General features: G+C 60.5%; 24 protein-coding genes and 1 pseudogene. 16 read left to right on the top strand and 9 right to left on the bottom strand.

The annotated features are described in order from the left end of the window. Positions 1 to 63: 63 nt before the first annotated feature. Entirely contained in the window at positions 64 to 747 is a 684-nt protein-coding gene (locus J3O30_RS00280; protein ID WP_207582358.1) for a L,D-transpeptidase, read from the top strand. Between the two features lie 77 nt (positions 748 to 824). On the opposite strand, the gene J3O30_RS00275 is transcribed toward J3O30_RS00280, so the two are convergent. The 5 genes and pseudogenes from J3O30_RS00275 to hslV all read right to left on the bottom strand — a co-directional run bounded on the left by J3O30_RS00275 (position 825) and on the right by hslV (position 7599). After that, entirely contained in the window at positions 825 to 2993 is a 2169-nt protein-coding gene (locus J3O30_RS00275; RefSeq protein ID WP_207582357.1) for a malate synthase G, read from the bottom strand. Between the two features lie 84 nt (positions 2994 to 3077). Continuing rightward, positions 3078 to 4489 (bottom strand): annotated as a pseudogene (locus J3O30_RS00270) (cytochrome P450). A 47-nt stretch (positions 4490 to 4536) separates the two neighbouring features. Further along, entirely contained in the window at positions 4537 to 5484 is a 948-nt protein-coding gene (locus J3O30_RS00265) for a DUF1402 family protein (protein ID WP_207582356.1), read from the bottom strand. 189 nt (positions 5485 to 5673) lie between these two features. Further along, positions 5674 to 6981 (bottom strand): ATP-dependent protease ATPase subunit HslU, encoded by a 1308-nt coding sequence (gene hslU, locus J3O30_RS00260; RefSeq protein ID WP_007632042.1) that lies wholly within the window; start codon positions 6979 to 6981, stop codon positions 5674 to 5676. A 90-nt stretch (positions 6982 to 7071) separates the two neighbouring features. Next, positions 7072 to 7599, bottom strand: a complete 528-nt coding sequence (gene hslV, locus J3O30_RS00255; RefSeq protein ID WP_164015464.1) for an ATP-dependent protease subunit HslV — start codon at positions 7597 to 7599, stop codon at positions 7072 to 7074. A gap of 176 nt (positions 7600 to 7775) precedes the next feature. Between hslV and hisB the strand changes: the two genes are divergently transcribed. Genes hisB through coaA form a run of 9 tightly spaced genes read left to right on the top strand, consistent with a single transcriptional unit; the run spans position 7776 to position 13209 of the window. Then, on the top strand, positions 7776 to 8384 hold the full coding sequence (gene hisB / locus J3O30_RS00250) for an imidazoleglycerol-phosphate dehydratase HisB (RefSeq protein ID WP_003583306.1): 609 nt from the start codon (positions 7776 to 7778) through the stop codon (positions 8382 to 8384). Between the two features lie 22 nt (positions 8385 to 8406). Then, positions 8407 to 8892 carry a DUF2628 domain-containing protein gene (locus J3O30_RS00245; protein ID WP_207582355.1) on the top strand — a complete coding sequence of 162 codons (486 nt, stop codon included), beginning with the start codon at positions 8407 to 8409 and terminating at the stop codon, positions 8890 to 8892. A gap of 2 nt (positions 8893 to 8894) precedes the next feature. Beyond that, the gene (gene hisH / locus J3O30_RS00240) at positions 8895 to 9545 is read left to right on the top strand and encodes an imidazole glycerol phosphate synthase subunit HisH (protein ID WP_207582354.1); all 651 of its coding nucleotides are present in this window, start codon (positions 8895 to 8897) and stop codon (positions 9543 to 9545) included. Between the two features lie 52 nt (positions 9546 to 9597). Beyond that, positions 9598 to 9780 carry a hypothetical protein gene (locus tag J3O30_RS00235; RefSeq protein ID WP_207582353.1) on the top strand — a complete coding sequence of 61 codons (183 nt, stop codon included), beginning with the start codon at positions 9598 to 9600 and terminating at the stop codon, positions 9778 to 9780. Then, positions 9777 to 10334, top strand: a complete 558-nt coding sequence (locus tag J3O30_RS00230; RefSeq protein ID WP_207582352.1) for a hypothetical protein — start codon at positions 9777 to 9779, stop codon at positions 10332 to 10334. The genes J3O30_RS00235 and J3O30_RS00230 overlap by 4 nt, the downstream gene beginning before the upstream one ends. Before the next feature lie 6 nt (positions 10335 to 10340). Next, a complete protein-coding gene (gene hisA / locus J3O30_RS00225; protein WP_207582351.1) occupies positions 10341 to 11087 on the top strand; it encodes a 1-(5-phosphoribosyl)-5-[(5-phosphoribosylamino)methylideneamino]imidazole-4-carboxamide isomerase in 747 nt (248 codons plus the stop codon). Then, positions 11088 to 11876, top strand: coding sequence for an imidazole glycerol phosphate synthase subunit HisF (gene hisF, locus J3O30_RS00220; protein WP_207582350.1), 789 nt, complete (start codon positions 11088 to 11090; stop codon positions 11874 to 11876). 17 nt (positions 11877 to 11893) lie between these two features. After that, positions 11894 to 12217, top strand: coding sequence for a phosphoribosyl-ATP diphosphatase (locus J3O30_RS00215; RefSeq protein WP_003571373.1), 324 nt, complete (start codon positions 11894 to 11896; stop codon positions 12215 to 12217). Next, entirely contained in the window at positions 12214 to 13209 is a 996-nt protein-coding gene (coaA, locus tag J3O30_RS00210; RefSeq protein ID WP_207582349.1) for a type I pantothenate kinase, read from the top strand. The genes J3O30_RS00215 and coaA overlap by 4 nt, the downstream gene beginning before the upstream one ends. 21 nt (positions 13210 to 13230) lie before the next feature. Here coaA and J3O30_RS00205 read toward each other — a convergent pair whose 3' ends face one another. From J3O30_RS00205 to J3O30_RS00190, 4 genes are all read right to left on the bottom strand, one after another. Next, complete coding sequence (locus J3O30_RS00205; RefSeq protein ID WP_207582348.1) at positions 13231 to 13848, bottom strand: alpha-ketoglutarate-dependent dioxygenase AlkB; 618 nt, start codon at positions 13846 to 13848, stop codon at positions 13231 to 13233. Between the two features lies 1 nt (position 13849). Next, positions 13850 to 14293 carry an alternative ribosome rescue aminoacyl-tRNA hydrolase ArfB gene (gene arfB / locus J3O30_RS00200; RefSeq protein WP_207582347.1) on the bottom strand — a complete coding sequence of 148 codons (444 nt, stop codon included), beginning with the start codon at positions 14291 to 14293 and terminating at the stop codon, positions 13850 to 13852. 111 nt (positions 14294 to 14404) lie between these two features. After that, on the bottom strand, positions 14405 to 16015 hold the full coding sequence (locus tag J3O30_RS00195) for a phosphoenolpyruvate carboxykinase (protein WP_207582346.1): 1611 nt from the start codon (positions 16013 to 16015) through the stop codon (positions 14405 to 14407). Between the two features lie 103 nt (positions 16016 to 16118). Continuing rightward, the gene (locus tag J3O30_RS00190) at positions 16119 to 16274 is read right to left on the bottom strand and encodes a hypothetical protein (protein ID WP_207582345.1); all 156 of its coding nucleotides are present in this window, start codon (positions 16272 to 16274) and stop codon (positions 16119 to 16121) included. Between the two features lie 76 nt (positions 16275 to 16350). On the opposite strand from J3O30_RS00190, the gene J3O30_RS00185 reads away from it, so the two are divergent. From J3O30_RS00185 to ahcY, 6 genes are all read left to right on the top strand, one after another. Then, entirely contained in the window at positions 16351 to 17085 is a 735-nt protein-coding gene (locus J3O30_RS00185; RefSeq protein ID WP_007632058.1) for a response regulator transcription factor, read from the top strand. 164 nt (positions 17086 to 17249) lie between these two features. After that, on the top strand, positions 17250 to 19040 hold the full coding sequence (locus J3O30_RS00180) for a sensor histidine kinase (RefSeq protein ID WP_207582344.1): 1791 nt from the start codon (positions 17250 to 17252) through the stop codon (positions 19038 to 19040). Next, positions 19037 to 19486: a serine/threonine protein kinase gene (locus J3O30_RS00175; RefSeq protein ID WP_207582343.1), complete on the top strand. Its 450-nt coding sequence runs from the start codon at positions 19037 to 19039 to the stop codon at positions 19484 to 19486. The genes J3O30_RS00180 and J3O30_RS00175 overlap by 4 nt, the downstream gene beginning before the upstream one ends. 150 nt (positions 19487 to 19636) lie before the next feature. Continuing rightward, positions 19637 to 20038: a PTS sugar transporter subunit IIA gene (locus J3O30_RS00170; protein WP_003544139.1), complete on the top strand. Its 402-nt coding sequence runs from the start codon at positions 19637 to 19639 to the stop codon at positions 20036 to 20038. A 9-nt stretch (positions 20039 to 20047) separates the two neighbouring features. Then, positions 20048 to 20323: an HPr family phosphocarrier protein gene (locus J3O30_RS00165; RefSeq protein ID WP_164015495.1), complete on the top strand. Its 276-nt coding sequence runs from the start codon at positions 20048 to 20050 to the stop codon at positions 20321 to 20323. A 277-nt stretch (positions 20324 to 20600) separates the two neighbouring features. Beyond that, complete coding sequence (gene ahcY / locus J3O30_RS00160) at positions 20601 to 22001, top strand: adenosylhomocysteinase (RefSeq protein WP_207582342.1); 1401 nt, start codon at positions 20601 to 20603, stop codon at positions 21999 to 22001. Positions 22002 to 22120 lie beyond the last annotated feature (119 nt).

Genomic DNA, 22120 nt, shown 5'->3' with positions numbered 1-22120 from the left:
TAAACCATAATCAACGATGGTCGAAAGACTGTTCTCCTTGCCCCAAAACTTCAAGAGTCATCTATGCGCATCCGCAATGCATTCCCGGTATTTGGCCTGCTGACGACGCTGGCACTGGCCGGTTGCTCCTCGACATCAGACAGCGCATCCGTCGACGACAAGGGCGCAGGCCCGACGGTACAGACAGCCCAGATCTTCAATGACGCCTATGGCGTGACGAAGGATTCCGGATACTCTCTGCCGGCGATCCCGATCGACCGGGTCAAGCCGCAGTTCCGCCGCCAGGTCGTCAGCTACCAGACCACCGAGCGCCCCGGTACGATCATCGTCAACACTCGCGAGCGCTTCCTCTATTACATCCTGGCCAACGGCAAGGCGATGCGCTACGGCATCGGCGTCGGCAAGCAGGGCTTCGCATGGGCCGGCACCGCCTACGTCGCCTGGAAGCAGGAATGGCCGACCTGGCACCCGCCGAAGGAAATGGCCGTTCGCCGTCCTGACGTCGCCAAGTATGTCGAAGACGGCATGGGCCCGGGTCTCAGCAATCCGCTCGGCGCACGCGCCATGTATCTCTTCAACGATGACGGCAAGGACACGCTGTTCCGCCTGCACGGCACACCGGAATGGGCTTCGATCGGCACTGCCGCTTCCTCGGGCTGCATTCGCCTGATGAACCAGGACGTCATTGACCTCTATAGCCGCGTCCGTCCCGGCAAGGGCACGTCCAAGGTCGTCGTTATCCAGTAAGCTAGATACTGAATTCGGTATAAAAAAGGCCGCCGGGCTGTCGTTCCGGCGGCCTTTTCATATTCTCACCTATGCTCTCACCCTTCTTGCTTCGCCTTGAGTTCAAGGCGGCGGCGGTGAAGCACCGGCTCGGTATAGCCGTTCGGCTGCTCCCTGCCCTTCAGGACGAGATCGAGGGCGGCCTGAAAGGCGATCGAGCCGTCGAAATTGCCGGCCATCGGCCGATAAGCGGGGTCTTGCTCGTTCTGCCGGTCGACGACAGCGGCCATGCGCTGCATCGTTTCGGCGATCTGAGCCTCGGTGACGACCTTGTGGTGCAGCCAGTTCGCCATGTGCTGGGCCGAGATGCGCAATGTCGCACGATCCTCCATCAGGCCGACATTGTTGATGTCTGGCACCTTCGAGCAACCAACGCCCTGATCGACCCAGCGCACGACGTAGCCGAGGATGCCCTGGGCATTGTTGTCGAGTTCGCGCTGGATTTCCTCCGGCGTCCAGTTCGGCCGCACCGCAACCGGCACGGAGAGAATGTCGGAGAGCTTGGCGCGCGCACGGTCCTTCAGCCCCTGCTGAACCCTGGCGACATTCACCCGGTGATAATGGGTGGCATGCAGGGTGGCGGCCGTCGGCGACGGGACCCAGGCGGTGTTGGCGCCGGCCTTCGGATGGGCGATCTTCTGCTCCAGCATCGCCGCCATCAGATCCGGCATCGCCCACATGCCCTTGCCGATCTGCGCATGGCCGGCAAGACCGCATTCGAGCCCGATGTCGACGTTCCAGTTTTCATAGGCGGCGATCCAGGCCGCCTGGCGCATGTCGCCCTTGCGAATCATCGGGCCGGCTTCCATCGAGGTGTGGATCTCGTCGCCGGTGCGATCGAGGAAGCCGGTATTGATGAAGACGACGCGCTCGCGGGCAGCACGGATGCATTCCTTGAGATTGATCGTCGTGCGGCGCTCCTCATCCATGATGCCCATCTTGATGGTGTAGCGCGGCAGGCCAAGCGCGTCTTCGACCCGCGAGAAGATCTCGTCGGCGAAGGCCACCTCTTCCGGCCCATGCATTTTCGGCTTGACCACATACATCGAGCCGGTGCGGGAATTCTTCCTGCGGCCGGCCGGGCCGATGTCGTAAAGCGAGATCAGCCCGGTGATGACGGCATCCATGATGCCTTCCGGTACTTCGAGGCCGTCGCGGTCGAGGATCGCCGGATTGGTCATCAGGTGGCCGACATTGCGCACCAGCATCAGCGAGCGGCGATGCACCTCGAACGAAGCGCCGTCCGGGCCGGTATATTGCACATCCGGGTTGAGCTTACGGGTGAAGCTTGTTCCGCCCTTTACCACCTCTTCCTGGAGATCGCCCCTCATCAGGCCGAGCCAGTTGCTGTAGACGACGACCTTGTCCTCGGCGTCGACGGCAGCGATCGAATCCTCGCAGTCCATAATTGTCGTAATCGCCGATTCCAGCCAGACATCGGAGATATGAGCCGGATCGGTCTTGCCGATCGCCGTCGTCACATCGATGACGATCTCGATGTGGATGCCGTTGTTCTTCAGGAGAATATGCGTCGGTGCCGCCGCATCGCCGCGATAGCCGGCAAAATGCCCGCCGCTCAGCATTGCCTGCTCGCCATCGGTCGATCTGATCTCTAGCGCTCCGTCCTTGACGGCGAAACTGCCGACATCCTTCCAGCTGCTATCCTGCAGCGGCGCTGAGATATCGAGGAAATCGCGCACCCAGGCGATGACCTTCTCGCCGCGCTTCGGATTGTAACCCTTGCCCTTTTCAGCGCCGTCGCTCTCGGGAATGGCGTCCGTGCCATAAAGCGCATCATAGAGCGAGCCCCAGCGGGCATTGGCGGCGTTGAGCGCATAACGGGCGTTCATGACGGGAACGACCAACTGCGGGCCGGCGATCGAGGCGATCTCAGGATCGACGTTATCGGTCGACACCTGGAAATCCGATCCCTCAGGCAAGAGATAGCCGATTTCGCGGAGGAAGGACTGGTATTCGTCCATATCCGCAGGCGAGCCATGCCGGCGATACCAGTCGTCGATCTTAACCTGCAGGTCGTCGCGTTTTGCCAGCAGCGCACGATTCCTAGGGGCGAGATCATGGACGATCGCCGAAAAATCGGCAAAGAACTTGTCCGCGTCGACCGCTAGCCCTGGCAGCACCTCCTTGACGAGGAAATCATGAAGGACGGCTTCGACGGCAAGACCGTTCTTATCAATGCGGTTCATGCGGCATTCTCCTTGGCACGACTTTGAATGCTGCCACTTTGCCCGGCTTTCATTCACAGTCAATTCGGCAATAATTCGAAAGATTTATGCTTTTGTGGAAATTATGCGCGGCGTTACGCACATCGGAAGCCCATTCTGCGGCTGCGTCGTTAATTTCTGCACCGGCCAGGGATTGGTCTGAGCGGTGGAATCGAAGCGATAGCGATGCATCAGAACAGCAAGGGCAATCACCGCCTCCTGAAGCGCAAAGGTTGCGCCGATACAGACACGCGGACCGGCGCCGAAAGGCAGGAACTGGAAGCGGCCGATGGAGCCGCGATTTTCCGGCAGGAAGCGTTCCGGCATATAGGCGCGCGGCCTGTCCCAATAGAGTTCGTGGCGATGCAACGTCCAGGGCATGATCAGCAACGTGACATCGGCATCGATCTCGACCCGCTCGCCCTTAGGGCTTGTCCAGGAATCAGCCGCTATGGCGGCGCGATTGATGGATGGTGCCGGCGGATAGAGGCGTAAAGCCTCCTCGAAGGCGGCGCGCGTCAGCGGCATTAGATCCAGCCATTCCACCGGTTCGGCGCCAGTGGCGAGCACTGCGTCGATTTCTACTTCCATCGCCTCACGGATGTGCGGGCTGTTCGATACGCAATACAGCGTCCAGGCCAATGCCCGCGCTGTGGTCTCATGCCCCGCGCCGATAAACGTCAGAATATTGTCTTCGATTTCTTCTTTCGTCAGCCCGTCAGGGCCGGCCTGCTCCAAGAGCAGGGTCAGGAAATCTTCGGGCGCGGTGGCGCGATTGGCCTTCATCTTTGCCAGTCGCGTATCCATCGTGTGCGCACAATTGCGCGGAATTTCTCCAGCACTTTCTGACCGCCGATGCGTGTCACACGTGGAACCCAGGACGGGGCGCGCATCAGATCCATCGGATCGACGCGGCCCATGCGATTCAGGAGATCATTGACATCATCGGCGAAATTGCCGCTTGAGGTGACGATTTCACCGGAGAATAACGTGTCAGCGAGAATCGCGAAGGTCAGCTCGGTCATGTCGGTGCTGATATCGAAAATCGCTCCCGCCTCGCCTGCGCTCTCATATTTGCCGGCATAGTCTTCAGACTGGCGCAACATCTGCCCGGCGAAGCCTTGGGCATGGCGGGGCGTGAAAACCGGCGCCACCGCCTTGCGTGATCTTTTCCAGACGGGACCTTCGGCGGTCAGAAGACCGTCGCGTAGGATCGGACGCAGGACGAGCTGGCGCACATCCGACATGCGGTAATTATTGGCATTGTCGACCAGCACATGCTTGATCAGGCCGGGATCATTGACGATCAGCGTCCTCTGGCCAAAGAAATTGGTGTGGATCCAGGGCAGCGTGTAAGACGGCTCGCCCCAGAGTTCGAGCGGGTTGCGCAGGATGACGCGGATGATTTCCAGCCGGCTCGGCGGTACGGTGCGCGGCAGCGGTGCCGGCGGAACGAAGGGGTCCGGACGCATGTCCATCGGAAAAGCCTTTCGGGGAAAATCTACGCTTCCCGTCAGGCGTGAAGCTAGAGCAGGCCCTTGAGTTCGTCCAGCTTGTCGTTGATCAGCCAGCCGTAATAATTCTCCTCCGGCCAGACGGTCGCGCCGGCGGAGCGGTTTTTCGCGGCAAGGGCTGCGGCGCGCTGGCGCGAGTTGCCGACATTATAAAGCGTCGCGGTCAGGCCGGGATTGCCCGAGATGTCCATGCCGGCGATCTCCTTGTAATCGTCGATCGACCGGCGGATCGAGGCGGCGACAAAGGCGAGCGAGATATCGGGATCCATGATGGACTTGTAGACGGCGCCGGCATTCTTCTCGTTCAGCTTCGGATAACCGGAGACACGGGCCACGAGATCGGAGAGCATCAGCGCCGTCAACGGATTGACCTGGCCGAGGCCGAAGGTCTGACCGGCGTAGAAGGGCTGGAAGAAGACCGCGCTGAAGCGGTTGTCGGGAAAGCTCTTGCCACCCACGGTCTTGCCGCGAAAATCACTTTCCCAGACATCTTCGCGGCAGGACCACAGCGTGTAGGAATCGCTCTTGCCTTTGCACTCGGCAAATTGCGGCCGCACCACGAAGTCGTCGATGTTTTCGCCGTCATAAGCGAAGCGGAAGCTTTCTCCAGCGTAAGAAGCAGCCTTGACATAATAGGACTGCAGCCGGTCGTAGGCGTCGACATTATAAGTGTGTTCGCCAACGATCGCGCCGACGACATGGATGGGATTGATGCCGTAAGCGCTGGAGACCTTGCGGATCTTGCCCATCAGCTCGCGATCGGTGGCCAGGAGCTCGTGGACCTTTTCATACTTCAGATCGAAGCTGCTCTTGGTTCCCTTGGTGCGCCTGACGGACGCGCCCGGAATATCCGGCTGCTCGGCATGGCGGTTGCCGGCCGGCACCGTCTGCATTGCGAAGGCGGGCGCCGAATTCACCAAGGCAACGGCAATCAAAAGGCTTGTCAAAAGGCGTCGCACGATCCGCTATCCCGTCCGGTTCCATCGTCCTGTTTGCGATGCGGCTGACTGGACCAGAATCTTGGCCGAATAAAGCCGCAGCGGAAAACAAACGGGCCTTCACTAAAAAGTAAAAGGCCCGCTGTCGAGAGTGGAGTTCGTCACAATCCGGCATTCACATCGGGAAAGACATGGACCGGTGCGCCGATATCACAGAATGAAGCGCGAGAGATCGGTATTCTGCGCGAGATCGCCGACATGTTCGCGCACATAGGCGGCATCGATCGTCACGGCCGTTCCGCCCCGGTCCGGCGCGTTGTAGGAGATCTCGTCCAGCACCCGCTCCATCACCGTCTGCAGACGGCGGGCGCCGATGTTTTCGACGGAGGAGTTCAGATGCACGGCGACATCGGCAAGCGCATCGATCGCGTCATCAGTGAATTCGAGGCTCAGGCTTTCGGTTTCCATCAGCGCACGATACTGGCGGATGAGGCTTGCTTCCGTCTCGGTCAAGATTCGGCGGAAATCCTCCTTGTTCAAAGGACGCAATTCGACACGGATCGGCAAGCGACCCTGCAGTTCCGGCAAAAGATCCGAGGGTTTGGAGACATGGAAGGCGCCGGAGGCGATGAAGAGGATATGATCCGTCTTCACCGGCCCATATTTGGTCGAGACCGTCGTGCCTTCGACGAGCGGCAAGAGGTCGCGCTGAACGCCTTCGCGCGAAACGCCGGCGCCCATGCCGCCGTCACGGGCGGCGATCTTGTCGATTTCGTCGAGGAAGACGATACCGTCATTCTCGGTGGAGCGAACGGCCTCGCGCTGGATCACCTCATTGTCGATCAGCTTGTCGGATTCGTCGCGGATCAGGTCGCTGTAGGAGGCCTTGACCGTGGTGCGGACCTTCTTGGTGCGTCCGCCCATGGCTTTGCCGAACATTTCCGACAGGTTGAGCACGCCGATATTGGCGCCCGGCATGCCGGGTATTTCGAAGCCACCCATGCCGGAACCGGCATCGGCCACCTCGATATCGATTTCCTTGTCGTCGAGTTCGCCATCCCTCAGCTTCTTGCGGAAGTTTTCGCGGGTGGCGGGCGAGGCGGTGGTGCCGACCAGCGCATCGAGAACACGCTCCTCGGCGCTGACGTGGGCCTTGGCCTGGACCTCGGTCCGCTTCTTCTCGCGCACCAGGCCGATACCGACCTCGACAAGATCGCGGATGATCTGCTCGACATCGCGGCCGACATAACCGACTTCGGTGAATTTGGTGGCTTCCACCTTGATGAAGGGCGCGCCGGCGAGTTTTGCCAGGCGGCGGGAGATCTCGGTCTTGCCGACACCGGTCGGGCCGATCATCAGGATGTTCTTCGGCATGACTTCGTCGCGAAGGCTGGGGTCCAACTGCTGGCGACGCCAGCGGTTGCGAAGCGCAATCGCGACGGCGCGTTTGGCGTCATGCTGGCCGATAATGTAGCGGTCGAGTTCGGAAACGATCTCGCGGGGGGAAAAAGTCGTCATTGCGTGTCATTCTCCTGGCGGTCCGGGGCCATCAGCACCCGGCCGTAATTCGTCTTTGCTCGCCGCCGCAGCGGCCGCAAGGCCCGAGGTTCAGCCTTCGACATCCAGCGATTCGACCACGATATTGTGGTTGGTGTAGACGCAGATGTCGGCGGCGATTTCGAGAGCGCGGCGCGCGATCTCTTCGGCCGATTTGTCGGTATCCATCAGCGCGCGGGCGGCGGCTAAGGCAAAATTGCCGCCCGAGCCGATCGCCGTCGTGCCATGCTCGGGCTCGAGCACGTCGCCATTGCCGGTGATCGCCAGCGTGATCGACTTGTCGGCGACGAGCATCATGGCTTCGAGATTACGCAGGTATTTGTCGGTGCGCCAGTCTTTGGCAAGCTCGACGGCGGCACGCATCAGCTGACCGGGATATTGCTCCAGCTTCTTTTCAAGCCTTTCGAGCAGGGTAAAGGCATCGGCAGTGGCGCCGGCGAAACCGGCGACGACTTCACCCTTGCCGATGCGGCGCACCTTGCGGGCATTGCCCTTCATGACGGTCTGGCCGAGGCTCACCTGGCCGTCGCCGGCCATCACCACCTTGCCGCCTTTTCGAACTGTAATGATCGTTGTCATCAAACACCTGTCTGCCCACGACGCGGGCGTTTACGCGAGACCACACATTGGCCCTGTTGAGCCCTATGTAAGAGGGCCGGCGCCGTTTGCAAATGGGCCGGCTTTTCTCTTGCCCGGCTTCTGGATATTTGCCGATGCGCCTGATAAGGAACGGCCTTATTCCGATGGAGGGCCATATGGCCGAGACCGCAGCAAGCCGTACGGGCAGCGTTTCCCGCAAGACCAACGAAACCTCGATTTCCGTCTCCGTCAATCTCGACGGCACCGGCAAATCGAAGATTTCGACCGGCGTCGGCTTCTTCGACCATATGCTCGACCAGCTGTCGCGGCATTCCCTCATCGATATGGAGATCGAGGCCAAGGGCGACCTGCATATCGACGACCACCACACGGTCGAGGATACCGGCATCGCCATCGGCCAGGCGATCTCCAAGGCGCTCGGCGACAGGCGCGGCATCACGCGCTACGCTTCGATCGATCTCGCCATGGACGAGACGATGACCAAGGCCGCGGTCGATCTTTCCGGCCGGCCGTTCCTCGTCTGGAACGTTGCGTTCAGCGCGCCGAAGATCGGCACGTTCGACACCGAACTCGTTCGCGAATTCTTCCAGGCGCTTGCCCAGAATGCCGGCATCACCTTGCATATTCTCAATCATTATGGCGCCAACAACCACCATATTGCCGAGACATGCTTCAAGGCCGTTGCCCGCGCATTGCGCACGGCGACAGAGATCGATCCGAGACAGGCGGGCCGTGTTCCCTCGACCAAGGGCACGCTCGTCTGAGCCCTTCAAGGGAGCGGCGACAATGACATCAAGCTATATTTTCCTGACACCACCCGGCAGCACGAGCGCCGCGGTCAACGAGACGCGAACCATCCGCGACGGCTTCACGCTGCTCGGCTTTCTCTTTCCCTGGCTGTGGCTGCTGGCCCATCGGCTTTGGCTGCCTGCGGCCGCGGCCTTTCTGCTGCAGGGCCTCGGTGGTGCGCTGATGGAAGAGCCGGGTCTCGGGCTGGCGGGAGCGGCCATCATGCTAGGTGTGAATGTGCTGGTCGGGCTCGAGGGCCAGAATTTGCGTATCCGCAACCTCGCCGCCAAAGGCTGGAACGAAGACGCACTCATAGCAGCCGATACGATCGGCATTGCCGAGCAGGTCTATTTTTCGGACAGGGAGGCCACCGCGAATAGCGATGACGCAGTGACACCGGACTGGGACAACAAGACCCGGCCAAACCGCCCGCCCGGTCATGCCACATCGCTTGGTCTTTTTGGTTTTGATGGAGGACGCTGACGATGCGCGTCGCGATTATCGACTACGGCTCCGGTAACCTTCGCTCGGCGACCAAGGCTTTCGAGCGGGCCGCCCGCGAGGCAGGCATCGATGCGCATATCGATCTCACCGACAGGGCAGAGGATGTTGCCGCGGCCGATCGTATCGTGCTTCCCGGTGTCGGCGCTTATGCCGATTGCCGGCGCGGCCTCGATGCGGTGCCTGGAATGGCCGAGGTGTTGATCGAGGCTGTCGAGAAGAGGGCACGGCCGTTCCTCGGCATCTGCGTCGGCATGCAGCTGATGTCCTCGCGCGGCCTCGAGAAGACCGTGACGGATGGTTTTAACTGGATTGCCGGCGACGTCGTCGGGATGACGCCTGATGATCCTCAACTGAAGATCCCGCAGATCGGCTGGAACACGCTCGACCTGAAGCGCGACCATCCCCTCTTTGATGGTATCGCGACCGGCCCGGAGGGACTGCATGCCTATTTCGTGCACTCCTACCAGCTTGCCGCCGAAAACGACGACGACGTCATCGCGACCGTTGACTATGGTGGTGCAATGACCGCCGTCGTCGGGCGCGACAACATGGTGGGCGCCCAGTTTCACCCTGAAAAGAGCCAGAAGCTCGGGCTGGCGCTGATCACGAATTTCCTGCGCTGGAATCCGTGATACCTCCGCCTTATTTCCCCTTTAAGGAAACGGCGGGACAGGAGTGCGCTCGATGCCGGTGTCGCGGAAATCAGGCAAGGTAATCTACACGTTGCGGCCTTCCAGAGAGGGCCTGCCTGCCTTTTCTGATATCAAGCTTCCGGGCGGCACGATCATTCGCCGTGTCGATGAGGCCCTCCACAGGAAGGCGCTTTCCAATGCGACCAAGGCGCTGAAAGAAAGGCTGGACCAATGACCCACGAATTCCTTGCCGGCAACGAAAATTCGCAGCTGCGCGCCAATGGGATCAACGCCGGCGACATCGCAGAAGCCGTGCTGGAATTCTATATCGAAGGCGAGGACGATCTGATTGGCCTGCTAGCCTACGCCCTCTACGAGCGACAGAAGCGTGATTTCGTTGTCAGCCATCGCAAGCGCAACGCCGGCCGTTCGCCCAATGAAGCCGAGCTTGCCGCCGTCACCAGCAATTATCTCTCGACCGACTTGCGCAATACGCTGCGCGACCGGGCCTCGCAGATCCTTTCGAGCTATGCCGAAACCTATGTGGAGGCGATGGAACCGGAGATCCGGCTGGCCGCCGTCAACAATGATGCGCTGCGAAAGATGCGTGACATCGAAAAATCGATGAAGCGGCGCCTCGGCTTCTGGCGCCAGGTCCGTGCCGGCTTTGTCGTCGCCCTGCTGCTGCTTCTGCTTTTCGGCGCGGCCACCTTTGCCGCTGTCTTTTTCCACTCGGATATCGTAGATGCGTGGAATGCGCTGATGATACCGACCACTCTACGGACGTAAGACGACATGATCCTTTTTCCCGCGATCGACCTGAAGGGCGGCCAATGCGTCCGCCTGAAGCTCGGCGACATGCAGCAGGCGACGGTCTACAACACCGATCCGGCCGCCCAGGCGAGATCCTTCGAAGACCAGGGGTTCGAATGGTTGCACGTGGTCGATCTCGACGGCGCCTTTGCGGGGCATTCGGCCAATGGCGACGCCGTGGAGGCGATCCTGAAGGCGACGAAAAATCCGGTGCAGCTCGGCGGCGGCATCCGCACCCTCGATCATATCGAAGCGTGGCTGTCGCGCGGGCTGCGGCGCGTCATTCTCGGCACCGTCGCGGTCAGAAATCCTGATCTGGTCATCGAGGCCTGCCGGAAATTCCCGGGCCATGTCGCCGTCGGCATCGATGCCAAGGGCGGCAAGGTCGCCGTCGAGGGCTGGGCGGAGGCTTCCGAACTCGGGATCATCGAGCTCGCGAGGAAATTCGAGGGCGCCGGCGTCGCCGCGATCATCTACACAGATATCGACCGAGACGGCATCCTTGCCGGCATCAACTGGACCTCGACGCTGGAACTTGCCGACGCCGTCTCCATTCCCGTCATCGCCTCCGGCGGCCTTGCCTCTCTCGATGATGTCAGACGCATGTTGCAGCCCGATGCGCACAAGCTCGAGGGGGCGATTTCCGGCCGGGCGCTTTATGACGGCCGTATCGATCCCAAGGAAGCCCTGGCGCTGATCCGGGTGAACAGGGCAAAGGAGACCGCGTAAATGACCCTTAAAGCCCGTGTCATTCCCTGCCTCGACGTCAAGGACGGCCGCGTCGTCAAGGGCGTCAACTTTCTCAATCTCGTTGATGCCGGCGATCCGGTCGAAGCGGCGAAGGCCTATGATGCGGCCGGCGCCGATGAACTTTGCTTTCTCGACATCACTGCGTCCTCGGACAATCGCGAGACGATCTTCGATGTCGTGTCGCGCACAGCCGACCAATGCTTCATGCCGCTGACAGTCGGCGGCGGGGTGCGCACCATCGCTGATATCCGCAAGCTCTTGCTGTGCGGCGCCGACAAGGTCTCGATCAATTCGGCAGCGGTCAGCAATCCCGACTTCGTCGCTGAAGCGGCCGACAAGTTCGGCGACCAATGCATCGTCGTTTCGATCGACGCCAAGCGCAGGCGCACACGCGCGGTCGGCGGCGACAATCTCAGCGCCTGGGAGATCTATACGCATGGCGGCCGCAACGCGACCGGCCTCGACGCCGTCGAATTCGCCCAGAAGATGGTAGAGCGCGGCGCCGGCGAGTTGTTGGTCACCTCGATGGACCGCGACGGCACCAAGGTCGGCTACGATCTGGAACTGACGCGGGCGATCGCCGATGCGGTGCGTGTGCCGGTCATCGCGTCGGGCGGCGTCGGCGACCTCGACGATCTCGTCGCCGGGGTGAAGGAAGGCCATGCCAACGCGGTGCTCGCCGCCTCGATCTTCCACTTCGGTACCTATACCGTCGGCGAGGCGAAACACTATATGTCGAAGTGCGGCATCGACATGCGTCTGGACTGAACCTTGAAAGCGGACCTATGAGCGGATTTTCTCTTTCCGATCTCGAAAGCATCGTCGCAGAACGGTCGAAAGCCTCGCCAGAGCAATCCTGGACAGCGAAGCTCGTGGCCGCCGGTCAGCCGAAAGCGGCAAAGAAGCTCGGCGAGGAGGCGATCGAAGCCGTGATGGCGGCGGTGACCGGCGACCGCGATAATCTGACCTATGAAGCCGCCGATGTGCTCTATCACCTATTGGTCGTATTGAAGATTGCTGAAATACCGTTAGAGAATGTCATGGCCGAACTCGAGCGCCGAACCGCGCAGTCCGGCCTCAAGGAAAAGGCCGGCCGGCAGAGTTCATGAGTATCGCGACTGAGATCATCGGGGTGCCGGAAACGTTGGATCATTTCCAGTCGGACTCCTATTCGCCCTACCACTTCTTCTCTTCCGAACAATGGGCGAAATTCCGCGCCGATACGCCGCTGACGCTGACCAGCGACGAGGTCAAACGGCTGCGTTCGATGGGCGATCCGATCGATCTCGACGAGGTCCGGCGGATCTATCTGTCGCTGTCGCGACTGCTGTCGGCGCATGTCGAATCTTCGCAGATGCTGTTCGAACAGCGCAACCGCTTCCTCAGCCTGTCCGATGTGACAAAGACGCCCTTTGTCATCGGCATCGCCGGCTCGGTCGCCGTGGGAAAATCGACCACGGCCCGTATCCTCAAGGAGCTCCTGGGGCGCTGGCCTTCCAGCCCCAAAGTCGATCTCGTTACTACCGACGGCTTCCTCCATCCGAACGCCGTGCTGCAGCGGAAAAAGCTGATGCAGCGCAAGGGTTTTCCGGAGAGTTACGACACGGCGGCGATCCTGCGCTTTCTCTCGGCGATCAAGGCCGGACAGCCGGATGTGAAGGCGCCTAGCTATTCGCACCTTGTCTACGACGTGCTGCCGGACGAATACAAAATTGTCGACCGGCCCGACATCCTGATCTTCGAGGGCATCAACGTGTTGCAATCGCGCGACCTGCCGGCCGGTGGCAAGATCGTGCCGATGGTCTCCGACTTCTTCGACTTCTCGATCTATATCGATGCCGCGGAAGACCAGATCCACAACTGGTACGTCGCACGTTTCATGCGGCTGCGCGAGACCGCCTTCCGCGATCCGAACTCCTATTTCCATCGCTACGCCTCGATCAGCGACGCGGAAGCGCTCGAAATCGCCGGGGATCTGTGGGCGAATATCAACCTGAAAAACCTGCGGCAGAACATCCTGCCGACGCGGCCGCGTGCCGATCTCATCCTGAAAAAGGGCAAGGATCATCTGATCGAGCAGGTCGCGCTGCGGAAACTATAGCAGGCGATCCTATGCTGATTGTCAGTTCGGGGGATTGACGCGGCGTAACGTCAGATTGATGCGCCCGCCATTCTTCAAGAGCGTCGAGGTCGCCAGATGAATGCGGTCGACGCCGTGGAAACAAAGTCTCCCCTCGCCGCCCAGAACGACCAGATCGCCGCTCGAAAGCTTGAAGGATAGCGTAGGATCATTGCGGTTGAGGCCGCCGACGCGGAAGAGGCAGCTGTTGCCGAGCGAGATCGAGACAACCGGCGCCTGCAGATCCCTCTCGTCCTTATCCTGATGCAGGCCCATGCGCGCGTCGTCGGCGTAAAAATTCACCAGACAGGCTTCGGGCGGTTTGTCGTAGCCGGCAACATCATTCCAGATATCAAGCAATTCCCGCGGCATGTCAGGCCAGCGCCTGCCGGTTGCCGGATGCGTCGGCTGATAGCGATAGCCGCGCTCCTTGTCGGTCACCCAGCCGAGCGGCCCGCAATTGGTCATGCGCACCGACATCGGCTTGCCGGTGCCGGGCATGACGGGCACATAAAGCGGCGCCTCAGTGACAATAGTGCGGATTACCTCGACCAATGCCTCCTGACGCGCCCGGTCGAGGTAGCCGGGGAGATGGCGAATGCCGCTCAAGAGCTCCGGCATGTCATTCGCCTCCGCTGCCGCCAGGGCGGCCACGCATTTTCTTGACTTCAGAACGGCCGGATTTTTCCTTCAGGCGGCGCTCGACCGAACCCTTGGTCGGCCTGGTCTTCTTGCGTGGTGGCGGCGGCGGCTTGGCGGCCTCCAGTAACAATTCCTTCAGCCGGTCGCGCGCATCCTCGCGGTTGCGGTCCTGGCTGCGAAACCGGCTCGCCTCGATCATCAGCACGCCTTCCTTCGAAAGGCGGCGGCCGGCAAGCTTGACCGCATTGGTTTTGACACGATCATTGAGGGACGGCGAATTCGGGATATTGAAAAACAGCTGGACCGCGGTCGAGACCTTGTTGACATTTTGCCCGCCGGGACCGCCCGCCAGAACGAACTGTTCCGTCAGCTCCCATCCGGCGATGGTGATTCTGTCGTCGATATAAAGTGCGTCGCTGGCCATGCGGCGTTCTATCTCACATCGGCGGCGAATTGAAAATATCGGCTGCAATCAAAGAAAACCCGGCGATCCTGCGATACCGGGTTTCACGTGAGTCAGAGAATTTTGTTGTTCTTATTCGGCGGCGACCTTTACGCCGGGGGCCGCATCGCGGACGCCGCCGTCGACGTGACCCTCGAACTTGGCGAAGTTGGCGATGAACATCGAGACCAGCTTTTCGGCCTGCACGTCATAGGCCGATTTGTCGGTCCAGGTCGAGCGCGGATCGAGAATGCTGCCGTCGACGCCGTTGACGGAGACCGGCACAGCGAAGCCGAAGTTGGTATCCGCACGGAACTCCACCCGGCCGAGTTCGCCGGTGAGAGCCGCAGCGAGAAGGGCACGCGTCGCCTTGATCGGCATGCGCTTGCCAGTGCCGTAAGCGCCGCCGGTCCAGCCGGTATTGACCAGCCAGCACTGGACGCCATGGCGGCCGATCAGATCCTTGAGCAGATTGCCATATTCGGCCGGATGCCGCGGCATGAACGGGGCGCCAAAGCAGGTGGAGAAGGTCGCTTCCGGCTCAACCACACCCTTTTCGGTGCCAGCCACCTTGGCGGTATAGCCGGAGAGGAAGTGATACATCGCCTGATCAGGCGTCAAGCGAGCGATCGGCGGCATGACGCCGAAGGCATCGGCGGTCAGCATGATGATCGTCTTCGGATGCCCGGCCCGGCCGGTTTCCGAAGCGTTCGGGATGAAATCCATCGGATAGGCGCAACGGGTGTTCTCGGTCAGCGAGCCGTCATTGAAATCCGGCTCGCGGCCTTCGTTCAGAACGACGTTTTCGAGCACGGTGCCGAAGCGCTGCGTCGTCGCATAGATTTCCGGCTCGGCCTCGGCCGACAGACGGATGGTTTTGGCGTAGCAGCCGCCTTCGAAGTTGAAGATGCCGTTTTCACTCCAGCCGTGTTCGTCATCGCCGATCAATGTGCGGGCCGGATCGGCCGAAAGCGTCGTCTTGCCAGTGCCGGAAAGGCCGAAGAACACCGCGGCGTCACCGTTCGGACCGACATTGGCCGAGCAGTGCATCGGCATCACGCCCTTGGCCGGCAGCAGGTAGTTGAGCACGGTGAAGACCGATTTCTTCATTTCGCCGGCATAGGAGGTACCGCCGATCAGAACGAGACCGTTGGTCAGGTCGCAGGCAATCACCGTTTCCGAACGGCAGCCGTGGCGGGCCGGATCGGCCTTGAAGCTCGGCAGATCGATGATCGTCAGTTTCGGCGCGAAGCTGGGCAGCGCTGCGGCATCGGGGCGGATCAGCAGATTGCGGATGAACAGCGAATGCCAGGCAAACTCGGTGACGACCCTTGTCGGCAGAGCATGGCCTTCCTCGGCGCCGCCGACGAGATCCTGGACGAACAGGTCCCTACCCGCGGCGTGCGCCAGCATATCCTCGCGCAGCAGGGCGAAATGTTCCGGCGAGATCGGCTTATTGTTGTCCCACCAGATTTCGCTGTCGGTATTGCTGTCGCGAACGACGAACTTGTCGCGCGGCGAACGGCCGGTGTGCTGGCCGGTGATAGCCCGCAGCGCACCCTGAGCAGTCAGTTCGGCTTCGCCCCGGCGGATCGCTTCTTCATAGAGCGCGGCGGCAGAAAAGTTGTAGCGAACGCTGGCTGCGCCGCCCAATCCAACCGTTGCCAGCTCTGTTGCCGGGTTATGAACTCCGAACATTTCCATGGCTAATTCCCTTCGCTCAGGCTCGGTGCCGTTTAACTAAGCGCGAAAATACGGGCAGGATTTTTAAAACACAAGACGCTAAATTTGATAAAATGTAGTAATATCAGATATTTAATCGATTTAAATTTATTGCTTCTATTTTAAATCGTTTTAAAGACCGCGTTGAAACATTTTGCCGCACTACTCCAGATTGCTGGAGAATTTCACGACAATCTTTCCCTTTATCTTTGCCACAATTTGTTCCACCTTTATCCTCCATAAGCGCATCCGGTCACTGAGACCGCCTGGGGAGAGCAAATCCGGGAGATTGCGCACTGATGACGGAGACCAACACCATGCCGACAATCGCGCTCGTTGATGACGACCGCAACATCCTCACCTCGGTGTCGATCGCGCTGGAGGCCGAAGGATACAAGGTCGAGACTTATACGGATGGAGCTTCGGCGCTCGACGGCCTTCTGGCGCGGCCACCGCAGCTGGCGATCTTCGACATCAAGATGCCGCGCATGGACGGCATGGAATTGCTGCGCCGTCTGCGGCAGAAGTCGGATATTCCCGTCATCTTCCTCACCTCCAAGGATGAGGAGATCGATGAACTCTTCGGCCTGAAGATGGGCGCCGACGATTTCATCACCAAGCCTTTTTCGCAGCGCCTGCTGGTCGAGCGCGTCCGCGCCGTGTTGCGCCGCGCCTCAAGCCGTGAAGCCGCAGCCGCCGGCACCAGCCCCGCCGGCGCGCCGAAGAACGGCGCTGTGCAGCAGGCCCGATCGCTGGAGCGCGGGCAACTGGTCATGGACCAGGAACGCCATACCTGCACCTGGAAGGGTGAGGCCGTGACCCTGACGGTGACCGAATTTCTGATCCTGCATTCGCTGGCGCAGCGCCCCGGCGTCGTCAAAAGCCGCGACGCGCTGATGGACGCCGCCTATGACGAACAGGTCTATGTCGACGACCGGACCATCGACAGCCACATCAAGCGGCTGCGCAAGAAATTCAAGATGGTCGACAACGACTTTGATATGATTGAAACGCTCTACGGAGTGGGATACCGCTTCCGCGAAGCGGCCTGAGCCCACGCGGCGCAGGGCGACTGCATAATTCCCTAGACAGAGTTATGCAGCAGTTCAAAGTGTTACAGCCTCCTTTGCGCGTCTGAAAAGACGCGCGGCGCTGTCGGAATTGTTGAGGGCTGCGGGCCGATTTATCCGGCCCCGCCCTTCGAAAGGGCCTGTCGTTGGCACAGTTGGTGCAGGAAAGGGATCTCGACGATGCGGAGGGCGTGAGCGCCCCTCGCGTCAAGGGCCGCCGTTGGTCGCATCCCTTCACGCTGATACGCCGTATCTTCGGCAATGCCGTGTTTTCGAGCCTGACGCGGCGCATCCTGTTCTTCAATCTCGTCGCGCTGGTAGTGCTTGTCTGCGGTATCCTCTACCTCAACCAATTTCGCGAGGGACTGATCGATGCCCGCGCCGAGAGCCTGTTGACGCAGGGCGAAATCATCGCCGGCGCTATTTCGGCTTCCGCATCGGTCGATACCAACTCGATCACCATCGATCCGCAAAAGCTGCTGGAGCTGCAGGCCGGACAGAGCATCACCCCGGTGCCGAACGACGAGGACCTCGAATTCCCGATCGATCCCGAGAAGGTCGCGCCGGTTCTGCGCCGGCTGATCTCTCCGACGCGCACACGCGCCCGCATCTTCGATGCCGATGCCAATCTGCTGCTCGATTCGCGCCATCTTTATTCGCGCGGCCAGGTGCTGCGTTTTGACCTGCCGCCGGTCGAAGAGGAGAAGCAGACCTGGAGCGAGTGGTTCGCGACCCTGTTCAACAAGGCGCTGCAGCCCGGCAACCTGCCGCTCTACAAGGAAGCGCCGGGCGGTGACGGCTCGATCTATCCAGAGGTGATGAATGCACTCACCGGCGTGCGCGGCGCCGTCGTGCGCACGACCGAAAAAGGCGAGCTCATCGTTTCCGTCGCCGTGCCGATCCAGCGTTTCCGCGCCGTGCTCGGGGTGCTGTTGCTGTCGACACAGGCTGGCGATATCGACAATATCGTGCATGCCGAGCGGCTTGCCATCATGCGCGTCTTCGGTGTCGCGACGCTCGTCAACGTTCTGCTTTCGCTGGTGCTCTCGTCGACGATCGCCAATCCGCTGCGCCGCCTTTCGGCCGCCGCCATCCGGGTGCGGCGCGGCGCCAAGGCGCGCGAGGAAATTCCTGACTTTTCTGCCCGTCAGGATGAAATCGGCAATCTTTCCATTGCATTGCGCCAGATGACGACAGCGCTCTACGACCGCATCGATGCGATCGAGAGTTTCGCGGCCGATGTCAGCCACGAGCTCAAGAATCCGCTGACTTCGCTACGCAGCGCCGTCGAAACGCTGCCGCTTGCCAAATCCGACGATTCCAAGAAGCGGTTGATGGACGTCATCCAGCACGATGTCCGCCGCCTCGACCGGCTGATCAGCGATATCTCCGACGCCTCCCGCCTCGATGCCGAACTCGCTCGTGTCGATGCCGGTTCCGTCGACATGGAAATGCTGTTGCGCGACCTCATCGAGGTTTCGCGCCAGGTCAGGAGCACCAAGAAGCAGGTGGAGATCGAATATGCGATCGAACGCAAGCCGAACGTCAAGACGCGCTTCGTCGTCAACGGCCACGATCTGCGCATCGGCCAGATCATCGCCAACCTGATCGAGAACGCCCGCTCCTTCGTACCGGAAAAGGGTGGAAAGATTACCGTGCGGCTGGTGCGGACACGGTCGCGCTGCGTCACCACGATCGAAGACAACGGACCCGGCATCCAGGCCGAAAATATCGACCGCATCTTCGAGCGCTTCTATACGGATCGACCGGAATCGGAAGGTTTCGGCCAGAATTCGGGGCTCGGCCTGTCGATCAGCCGCCAGATCGCCGAAGCCCATGGCGGCTCGCTGAGAGCAGAGAACATCACCGATGCCGAAGGCGGACAGGTGCTCGGGGCCCGCTTTATCCTCGCTCTGCCTGTCGGCGCCGCCGCATGACGACGGCTCCGAACATCCATGCGACGGCGATCATCGTCGGCAGAACGGGGCTGCTGTTCAGCGGACCTTCCGGCTGGGGAAAATCAATGCTGGCCTTCACCTGCATGACCGAGGCACGCCGGCTCGGGCTGTTCACGGCGCTGGTCGCCGACGACCAGGTTCTTTTGTCTGAAGAGGCCGGCACGGTGATCGCGGCATGTCCGCCGTCGATCGCCGGGCTGATCGAACTTCGCGGCACCGGCATCGTCCGGCAAGATCATATTCCACGGGCGCCGATGCACTACGCCGTGCTTCCGGGCAGCGCCACTGGTGAGGAGCGCGTGCCCCCCGAAGGCGAAATCGTCAGCCTCGCAGCCGGTCTTTCGCTTCCCGCATTGCGGTTGCTCACTGGCGTTTCGTCACCCCTTGCAATCCTGATGGCGAAAGCACCCGATATCGGGCATTGAAGCCTTCCGGATTGATCAATCTGCCTTATATATTCGCATTTTTATCTTGCACTTCGGCTTTTCATGGCCAAGATGTGCCCCCACCGGTGGACGTAATTGCTGCATTGCGATATTGGGGCCACCGTTGGCGTTTATGGGAGCAGTAATATCATGATCGGACTTGTGCTTGTCACTCATGGCAAGCTGGCTGAAGAGTTTCGTCATGCTGTCGAGCACGTCGTCGGTCCTCAGAAATTCATCGAGACGGTCTGTATTGGCCCCGAAGACGACATGGATCAAAGACGGCAGGACATTCTCGAAGCTGTTTCCGGTGCCGATGATGGCCATGGCGTCGTCATTCTGACCGACATGTTCGGCGGCACGCCGTCCAATCTTGCCATATCCGTCATGAGCAGCGGCCATACCGAGGTCATTGCCGGCGTCAACCTGCCGATGCTGATAAAGCTCGCCGGCGTGCGTGGCGAGAACAACATGGAGAAGGCGCTGGTGGAGGCTTCCGAAGCCGGGCGGAAATATATCAATGTCGCGAGCCGCGTGCTTAGCGGAAAATAACGGCCCTCCATGACATCGCTATCCCGAGAACTCCTGATTATCAACAAGCGCGGTCTCCACGCCCGCGCCTCGGCCAAATTCGTGCAAATGGTCGAGACCTTCGATGCCGCCATCACCGTTTCCAAGGACGGAATGACGGTCGGCGGCACCTCTATCATGGGCCTGATGATGCTTGCGGCCAGCCCCGGCTCGAGCGTCGTCGTCTCGGCAAGCGGCAGCCAGGCCGAGCAAGCGCTGGAGGCCCTGGACCAACTGATCCAGAACCGGTTCGGCGAAGAGATGTGATCGCCAACAGCGATCATATAAACATATAAAGACTTCTTTATATCCTTATTGCCTTCCCATTCGAAGCCTGCTAAACGGCGGATATGCCGTGCGCTAAAGTGCGATGCATCGAACTTGCTTCATGCGGACGCGCTTAGCTCTCTGTCCTTGTGCATGTCGTTATCCCGGAGCCACTGCACACGTCCGGGCGATATACATGAACACGCGGCCCATCCGTCGCGCGGCCATCTTCGCGCCTGCGCCAATTTTTGAGACGTTTTTCAGCCTGGAGACCCCTATGAGCACTGAAAAAGATTATGTCGTCGCCGATCTCGGGCTTGCGGATTTCGGCCGCAAGGAAATTACGATCGCCGAAACCGAAATGCCGGGGCTGATGTCCTGCCGCACCGAATTCGGCCAGGCAAAGCCGCTGAAGGGCGCGCGCATCACCGGCTCGCTGCACATGACCATCCAGACGGCCGTGCTCATCGAGACGCTGGTGGCGCTCGGTGCCGAAGTCCGCTGGGCCTCGTGCAACATCTTCTCGACGCAGGATCATGCCGCTGCCGCGATCGCCGCCGCCGGCGTGCCTGTCTTCGCCATCAAGGGCGAGTCACTTGAGGATTACTGGGTCTATACCGACAAGATCTTCCAGTGGGCCGATGGCGGCCTTTCCAACATGATCCTCGATGACGGCGGCGATGCAACCATGTACATCCTGCTCGGCGCCCGCGCCGAAGCCGGTGAAGATGTGCTGTCGCATCCGCATTCCGAGGAAGAGGAAATCCTCTTCGCACAGATCAAGAAGCGCCTTGCCGCCTCTCCGGGTTGGTTCACCAAGCAGCGCGACGCGATCAAGGGCGTCACCGAGGAAACGACGACAGGCGTCAACCGCCTCTATCAGCTCAGCCAGAAGGGCCTGCTGCCCTTCCCGGCGATCAACGTCAACGACTCGGTCACCAAGTCGAAGTTCGACAACAAGTACGGCTGCAAGGAATCGCTGGTCGACGGCATCCGCCGCGGCACCGACGTGATGATGGCCGGCAAGGTTGCCGTCGTCTGCGGCTACGGCGACGTCGGCAAGGGTTCTGCCGCTTCGCTTTCCGGCGCCGGCGCCCGCGTCAAGGTGACCGAAGCCGATCCAATCTGCGCATTGCAGGCTGCGATGGACGGTTATGAAGTCGTGCTGCTCGAGGACGTCGTTTCCTCTGCCGATCTCTTCATCACCACCACGGGCAACAAGGACGTCATCCGCATCGACCACATGCGTCAGATGAAGGACATGGCGATCGTCGGCAATATCGGCCACTTCGACAACGAAATCGAAGTCGCCGCGCTGCGCAATCTCAAGTGGACCAACGTCAAGCCGCAGGTCGACCTGATCGAATTCCCCAAGGGCAACCGCATCATCCTTCTTTCCGAAGGCCGTCTGCTCAACCTTGGCAACGCCACCGGCCACCCGTCCTTCGTGATGTCGGCTTCCTTCACCAACCAGACACTGGCGCAGATCGAGCTCTTCACCAAGCCCGACCAGTATTCCAACCAGGTCTATATCCTGCCGAAGCATCTCGATGAGAAGGTCGCACGCCTGCATCTCGACAAGCTCGGCGTGAAGCTGACTGAGCTTTCCGAGGAGCAAGCTGCCTATATCGGCGTCTCGCCCAAGGGTCCGTTCAAGGCCGACCACTACAGATATTGATCTTATCGTTAATATCCACAAGATGTAGAAGCCGCGGCATTGACAACTGCCGCGGCTTATTTTTTGGGCGCTCCCTTCCCGCCGATTCCCATCCGAAGTATTGTTTTAAGACTTGATTC

The sequence above is a fragment of the Rhizobium sp. NZLR1 genome (genome assembly GCF_017357385.1).
Taxonomy (GTDB): Bacteria; Pseudomonadota; Alphaproteobacteria; order Rhizobiales; family Rhizobiaceae; genus Rhizobium.
Note: the sequence above shows the minus strand (reverse complement) of the source record. Positions and strands in the feature narration are given on the sequence as shown.

Excerpts from the sequence above, each read along its gene's own strand:
- J3O30_RS00280 (WP_207582358.1), top strand. The coding sequence starts at position 64 with ATGCGCATCCGCAATGCATTCCCGGTATTTGGCCTGCTGACGACGCTG.
- J3O30_RS00275 (WP_207582357.1), bottom strand. The coding sequence starts at position 2,993 with ATGAACCGCATTGATAAGAACGGTCTTGCCGTCGAAGCCGTCCTTCAT.
- hslU (WP_007632042.1), bottom strand. The coding sequence starts at position 6,981 with ATGACGACTTTTTCCCCCCGCGAGATCGTTTCCGAACTCGACCGCTAC.
- hslV (WP_164015464.1), bottom strand. The coding sequence starts at position 7,599 with ATGACAACGATCATTACAGTTCGAAAAGGCGGCAAGGTGGTGATGGCC.
- hisB (WP_003583306.1), top strand. The coding sequence starts at position 7,776 with ATGGCCGAGACCGCAGCAAGCCGTACGGGCAGCGTTTCCCGCAAGACC.
- J3O30_RS00245 (WP_207582355.1), top strand. The coding sequence starts at position 8,407 with ATGACATCAAGCTATATTTTCCTGACACCACCCGGCAGCACGAGCGCC.
- hisH (WP_207582354.1), top strand. The coding sequence starts at position 8,895 with ATGCGCGTCGCGATTATCGACTACGGCTCCGGTAACCTTCGCTCGGCG.
- J3O30_RS00235 (WP_207582353.1), top strand. The coding sequence starts at position 9,598 with ATGCCGGTGTCGCGGAAATCAGGCAAGGTAATCTACACGTTGCGGCCT.
- J3O30_RS00230 (WP_207582352.1), top strand. The coding sequence starts at position 9,777 with ATGACCCACGAATTCCTTGCCGGCAACGAAAATTCGCAGCTGCGCGCC.
- hisA (WP_207582351.1), top strand. The coding sequence starts at position 10,341 with ATGATCCTTTTTCCCGCGATCGACCTGAAGGGCGGCCAATGCGTCCGC.
- hisF (WP_207582350.1), top strand. The coding sequence starts at position 11,088 with ATGACCCTTAAAGCCCGTGTCATTCCCTGCCTCGACGTCAAGGACGGC.
- J3O30_RS00215 (WP_003571373.1), top strand. The coding sequence starts at position 11,894 with ATGAGCGGATTTTCTCTTTCCGATCTCGAAAGCATCGTCGCAGAACGG.
- coaA (WP_207582349.1), top strand. The coding sequence starts at position 12,214 with ATGAGTATCGCGACTGAGATCATCGGGGTGCCGGAAACGTTGGATCAT.
- J3O30_RS00205 (WP_207582348.1), bottom strand. The coding sequence starts at position 13,848 with ATGCCGGAGCTCTTGAGCGGCATTCGCCATCTCCCCGGCTACCTCGAC.
- arfB (WP_207582347.1), bottom strand. The coding sequence starts at position 14,293 with ATGGCCAGCGACGCACTTTATATCGACGACAGAATCACCATCGCCGGA.
- J3O30_RS00195 (WP_207582346.1), bottom strand. The coding sequence starts at position 16,015 with ATGGAAATGTTCGGAGTTCATAACCCGGCAACAGAGCTGGCAACGGTT.
- J3O30_RS00190 (WP_207582345.1), bottom strand. The coding sequence starts at position 16,274 with ATGGAGGATAAAGGTGGAACAAATTGTGGCAAAGATAAAGGGAAAGAT.
- J3O30_RS00185 (WP_007632058.1), top strand. The coding sequence starts at position 16,351 with ATGCCGACAATCGCGCTCGTTGATGACGACCGCAACATCCTCACCTCG.
- J3O30_RS00175 (WP_207582343.1), top strand. The coding sequence starts at position 19,037 with ATGACGACGGCTCCGAACATCCATGCGACGGCGATCATCGTCGGCAGA.
- J3O30_RS00170 (WP_003544139.1), top strand. The coding sequence starts at position 19,637 with ATGATCGGACTTGTGCTTGTCACTCATGGCAAGCTGGCTGAAGAGTTT.
- J3O30_RS00165 (WP_164015495.1), top strand. The coding sequence starts at position 20,048 with ATGACATCGCTATCCCGAGAACTCCTGATTATCAACAAGCGCGGTCTC.
- ahcY (WP_207582342.1), top strand. The coding sequence starts at position 20,601 with ATGAGCACTGAAAAAGATTATGTCGTCGCCGATCTCGGGCTTGCGGAT.